The sequence below is a fragment of the Desulfosporosinus nitroreducens genome, from assembly GCF_023897015.1.
Lineage (GTDB): Bacteria > Bacillota > Desulfitobacteriia > Desulfitobacteriales > Desulfitobacteriaceae > Desulfosporosinus > Desulfosporosinus nitroreducens.
Map to the genome: position 1 here is coordinate 1 of NZ_JAMHFY010000058.1, position 5245 is coordinate 5245.

Sequence of the window (5245 nt, forward strand, 5' to 3'; positions counted from 1 at the left end):
ACTTTGAACACCTTGGGTGGGGAGGTACTTGTTACTATACTAGATGGAAAAGGTGAATCAATTAGAGTAGATATGGGAACTGTTACCTTTTTGAGTGAATCCATCCCAGTGGCAGGGCTATCCCGCGAGGTTGTGGATGAAGTCTTAGAATTGGATAAGGGTTCGTTCAGGATTACGTGTCTATCGATAGGTAATCCACATTGCGTGTTTCCCATGGATATAATCTCAGAGGAGCAAGCCAAAGAATTAGGGCCTGTTATTGAAACCCATCCGATGTTCCCAAATAGGATAAATATTCAATTTCTAAAGATCCTTGATAGAAAGAATATTAGAATTGAGATTTGGGAACGGGGAGCTGGTTATACTTTGGCTTCTGGCAGTAGTAGCTGTGCTGCAGCAAGCGCTGCATACAAGTTAGGTTTAGTTGATAATCAGGTGAAGGTGCACATGCCCGGTGGAGTCATTGACATAGACATTAATCCTGACGGACATGTTCATATGACCGGTTCGGTTTCGAGTGTCGCAAGTGGTACATTTTCAGACGAATTGTGGATGCGTTTGGGGTAAAGCTGTTACGCCATATAACAGAGGGTTTGCAACATCGGAGAGAATATGAATGTAGTAACCGACGTCGCAAACCCTCGGGACGTTATCGGAAATAGCCGGGAGGGGGAGAAATGTGGGGAAGATTAAATCTAAGATTATTTTGCTTCTAATCATATTTCTAGGATTATGTTTTTGGTTTTTTACAGGTAATTATCACTTTAACCCACTAGAAGCAGCTAAAGCCCATTTTGATGTTGGAAAAGATGCGGTAACAGTTGGTGATGTCGATTTCGGTTGGAGTAAGGTTTATGTATTTAATACGGCTCGTGGACCCCGGACCGTCATCTCAATTAAGTCTTGGTTTTTATGGAGAGCACCCGCAGCTGTACACCTTGAGACATCAACAGATGCTATTAGAACTGTTGGCTGGATGAGTTATACTGATGATAAAGGTCAGGCGACAGTTTTTGCCGTGGAAACTTCCGATCCAAATATTACATCCGTTGAAGTCGGACCACCTAACCAACGAATTATGAAAGACATTAAAGTGAGCAACCCCATTTTCTTCTCGTGGAACACTGGAATGCAGTTATCACTACTTAAACCAATAGCATTTTCTAAGGATGGTACACCACTTTTCGAATACAGGTACCCTAAGAATACTAATGTAACTAGAAGTGAGGAACTTAAATGGTACTCAGTAAGTGGGGATAAATGATGCTGTTCCAAAGTTTATTCGGGTTTCCAGTGGTGTTAATTGAGTGTTTAAGATTCTTTGGGGACCGGCTACATCCGATAACACAGAATTTAGCGCCACTTAGCCAATATGAAAGAAATATGACGCGGCGCAAATTCTTAAACGTTATATGCCATAGTCCGTTTCGGAGTTTTCTTTAAAGATTTATCAATGTAGATTGAATTTTGAGAATAAAGTGGGGATATAAATTGAAAATTACAAGGCAGGCGATAATTTCAGTACTATTAATTTTCTTCGCTATTTTTTTAGGACATACTACTGAAACAGGATTTTCAATCGGTGATAAGATATTATTGGGGTTTGGTATATCCCCATGGTCCAATGGTCAAACTGGTTTTCACTATCCCATAATAATCTATTTTGTATTATTTATTATCGGATGTCTTGAGGCAAGAAGGGTGATGTCTAGTCGACAACTTATCGTACTACTACTTTTGGTATTTATAATTACTCCGTCAGTTGTGTCTCTAGTAAAACCGGTTTATTTTAGAATGCAGAGCGGTCTAGCTACAGTTGAATATGACGCTAGAAACAGTTCTTTTAATATTAGTAGCTCATTAGACAATGAGAAACTTGAGACAATTGGCGCAATTTCTCTTACGAATTATGGAAATAATCCAATAGAATTTGGTATCAAGATTCCATCAGATAGCTTTATTGCTCATGAATGGTTTTCAGAGGATTTGATTTTGACAAGAGTAGAGAATTCAGAAGATCCTGGGACTTTTATTCTATACCCTGGTCAAAGACAAACAATTTTATCTTATACAACTATTCCATGGAAGAATGGCAATAATGGAACGGGAACAATGAATGGTCCAAATCTTATTTTGTTTTCTAATAATGAAAATCGGAAAGTTGGATATAATCTTTGATTAGCCTTCGAAGCCGGACTACGGCATATAACAGAGGGTTTACAACATCGGAGAGAATATGAATGTAGTAACCCGACGTCGCAAACCCTCGGGACGTTATGAGAAACCGTACGCAAGAATGTCCACTGGCATGCGTGGATTATCTAGGGAAAGGCTTTTCAGTTTTAGTATCTGTTGCGATGCGGAGGAAGATTTAATATGCTTAAATTTAATGCACTGATTCCAGAGTTAATTGTCTCAAATATTGAGAGAAGTCTAAACTTCTATCTGAATATTCTTTCATTCAATTTAGAATATGAGCGAAAGGAGAATAAATTTGCTTTTCTATCACTGAAAGAATCTCAAATTATGATTGTAGAGAGAAATGGAAATTGGGAAACTGGAGATTTAGTATATCCTTATGGTCGAGGGATTAATCTACAAATGCTAACGAACAACATCGATGAATTGTATAGAAATATTGAGCGGAATAATTATCCTATTAAAATAGAAATCCAAGAAAATTGGTATAGAGTAGGTAACAAGCTTGTAGGACAAAAAGAATTTTTAGTTTTAGATCCAGACGGCTATTTGTTAAGGTTTGCTCAAGACATAGGCGAAAAGGAACATACAGTGGAGTAATAGTACAAATAGCACTTTGTGCAGGCGGGTTTTGTGGGAGTCTGTGCCTGGCTTCGCGGGGCGTACGGCATCGCATAACAGAGGGTTTCGCCGACACTTTGATAATATGAAAGCGGTTGGGACGCGTCGCAAACCCTCGGGACGTTATACGAAACCGTACGCAAAAGGCCATGCGTCCATGCGCGGATTATGGGGAATGTCTTTGCAGCTACTAAATATAAGTAGGAAAGTGCGATAAAGAGATTATTTGTATAATAAGGGGGATAAATAATTATGATATACCTCGTTCGTCATGGACAAACAGATTGGAATTTATTTAAAAGGTTTAACGGCTGTACAGATGCTTATTTGAATCAAACAGGAATAGCGCAGGCAAAGCTGCAAGCCGAGAACTTGAGGAGTGTCAGTTTTGACGCGTGTTTTTGCAGTCCGCAAACACGAGCGCGCCAATTCTGCGAAATTATCTATAAAGGCCCTATTGTGTTTGATGACAGACTTGCAGAAATAAACTGTGGCGAGTTTGAGGGCACGGAGGAAACCGCGGAAGCGATAAAATTGTTTTGGCAAGCAGTCAAAAATGGTAATATGGGCACGGAGAGCTTTGAAGCATTTATAAAACGGAACTGCGATTTATGCGATATAATTATGGGAAAATACAAGGGAAAAAACGTCTTAATCGTTACTCACGCCGCAAACGCGCGAGTAATAAATTATTATTTCAAGGGTAAGCCCAAGAACTATGATTTCGGCAAAAGAGTTGTCGAAAAAGGCGAGTTGAGTACGTTGGAAAACTAAAAAATTAAAATTATGAGTTGTTCAGCACTTATAGAATAAAACATTAATATTTGCTAATGGCAAAGATTATAAGCATAATCTTTAGTTCGCATACTTCATATTTAATGAAGTAAGGTCTTACGAGTGGTTCAAGGGGCCGCCGTCCGTGGCGGCATCTGAATTTTGGGGCGTACGGCTCCGTATAACAGAGGGTTTAGCGACATCGGAGAGAATATGAATGTAGTAACCCGACGTCGCAAACCCTCGGGACGTTATATGAAACCGTACGCAAATGATCAGCCCATTCGTGCGGGTGATTGTTTAAAAGACGACTTTAGTAGAAATTTATGTTTGTAGCTTTATTCGAGTATGTCCAGAATTTGGAGGAGCGAGATATGAAAACCTTGGTAATTTACAACTCGAAGACCGGTTTTACAAAGAAATACGCAGAATGGATTTCGGAGGAGTTGTCAGCCGATATTATTAATGCTTCAAAAGTCGCTACCAATATGCTGTCAGCCTATGACTGCGTGATTTATGGTGGCGGTTTGTATGTAGTGGGTATCAATGGAGTTAAGATGATAACGCAAAACGTTGACAAACTCAAAGGTAAAAAAGTTGTTGTTTTTGCGACGGGGATGTCACCCTCAAGAAAAGAGGCAGTAAATGAAGTAAAGAAAAAGAACTTTTCTTTAGAACAGCAAAAAATCATACAATTCTTTTATTTACGGGGTGGCTTTGATTACAGTAAACTTAATCCTATTGATAAGATGCTTATGTCATTATTAAAGGCATCTATAATATGGAAGAAGATTAGGAAAAAGAAACTTACTTCTGATGAAATAGGTATTCTTGAAGTCTTTAACAAGCCAACAGATTATACAAGAAAGGCAAAACTAGATGAGTTAATTGCTTATGTTACTTCATAAAAATACTTTAATGTGAAATCTAAAGTTCGGGGAGTTCAAGTGTGGCTTCGCGGGGCGTACGGCATCATATAACTTCTAGAGATTTATGAGGTTCCTTAAAAGAGAAAAAGCCATTGATCAACATCAATAGCTTAAAGGTAAGCAATTGCTCAGTGCAGAGTACAGAACCTCATGAATCTCATGTTGTACTGAACCGTCTGCCGAACGCACTTGGTCTATATGGGAATTCAATCTTTTCTATTTTGGTATTAATTCTCTAATGAAGAAGTTTCAAAGGAGAATTGCCCTTCACATTAAAAACACTGGGTAGAATCCTTAAAAATGAGTAGACTTTCCCCCTCCCCAAGACAGGTAGCTTTCTGAAACGATTCAGTTTCTCAGTGCTTATGGGCTTGTCACTGTTCCCGAAGAAAAAGGAACAAGAAACGTCATAAGATGAGTACTTCCACATGAACGGCAGGTTTTAGCGTCTTTCTGGCCTCTAACAGTTAGAGGCCAGGATTTCTTTCCGGTAAGTCTCATGCATTTAGTAAGCTTTGTCTTAATATTACGGCTGCAAAGGAGACCATAATGCCGGATCTTAACGAAACGATCAGGTAGAACATGAAGAAGAAATCGTCTGGAAAACTCAGCAACATCAAGAGTCATAACTTTAGGCTTATTACCGTCCTTATAATCCTTCCAAGCAAAACTAACCGATTGGCCGTCAAACGCCAAAATTCTAGAGTTACTAATAGCGACTC

7 protein-coding genes are annotated in these 5245 nt (G+C 39.0%); 6 read left to right on the forward strand and 1 reads right to left on the reverse strand.

Annotation, left to right across the window (positions count from 1 at the left end; translation table 11 throughout):
- From dapF to M8E35_RS25835, 6 genes are all read left to right on the forward strand, one after another.
- The coding region (gene dapF / locus M8E35_RS25810; RefSeq protein WP_252473839.1) for a diaminopimelate epimerase at positions 1–567 on the forward strand (567 nt) is incomplete at its 5' end.
- 112 nt (positions 568–679) lie between these two features.
- On the forward strand, positions 680–1264 hold the full coding sequence (locus M8E35_RS25815; RefSeq protein WP_252473840.1) for a hypothetical protein: 585 nt from the start codon (positions 680–682) through the stop codon (positions 1262–1264).
- Between the two features lie 227 nt (positions 1265–1491).
- Positions 1492–2178, forward strand: coding sequence for a hypothetical protein (locus M8E35_RS25820; protein WP_252473841.1), 687 nt, complete (start codon positions 1492–1494; stop codon positions 2176–2178).
- A gap of 198 nt (positions 2179–2376) precedes the next feature.
- Positions 2377–2799: a bleomycin resistance protein gene (locus tag M8E35_RS25825; RefSeq protein WP_252473842.1), complete on the forward strand. Its 423-nt coding sequence runs from the start codon at positions 2377–2379 to the stop codon at positions 2797–2799.
- Positions 2800–3072: 273 nt separating this feature from the next.
- Positions 3073–3594, forward strand: coding sequence for a histidine phosphatase family protein (locus M8E35_RS25830; protein ID WP_252473843.1), 522 nt, complete (start codon positions 3073–3075; stop codon positions 3592–3594).
- 374 nt (positions 3595–3968) lie between these two features.
- The gene (locus M8E35_RS25835; protein ID WP_252473844.1) at positions 3969–4502 is read left to right on the forward strand and encodes a flavodoxin domain-containing protein; all 534 of its coding nucleotides are present in this window, start codon (positions 3969–3971) and stop codon (positions 4500–4502) included.
- 384 nt (positions 4503–4886) lie between these two features.
- Here the strand turns inward: M8E35_RS25835 and M8E35_RS27130 are convergent.
- On the reverse strand, positions 4887–5245 hold a 359-nt coding region (locus M8E35_RS27130), incomplete at its 5' end, for a transposase (RefSeq protein WP_445012481.1).

What these genes read in the sequence shown, in the direction of transcription:
- M8E35_RS25825 (WP_252473842.1), top strand. Translation starts at nt 2,377, where the DNA reads ATGCTTAAATTTAATGCACTGATTCCAGAGTTAATTGTCTCAAATATT.
- M8E35_RS25830 (WP_252473843.1), top strand. Translation starts at nt 3,073, where the DNA reads ATGATATACCTCGTTCGTCATGGACAAACAGATTGGAATTTATTTAAA.
- M8E35_RS25835 (WP_252473844.1), top strand. Translation starts at nt 3,969, where the DNA reads ATGAAAACCTTGGTAATTTACAACTCGAAGACCGGTTTTACAAAGAAA.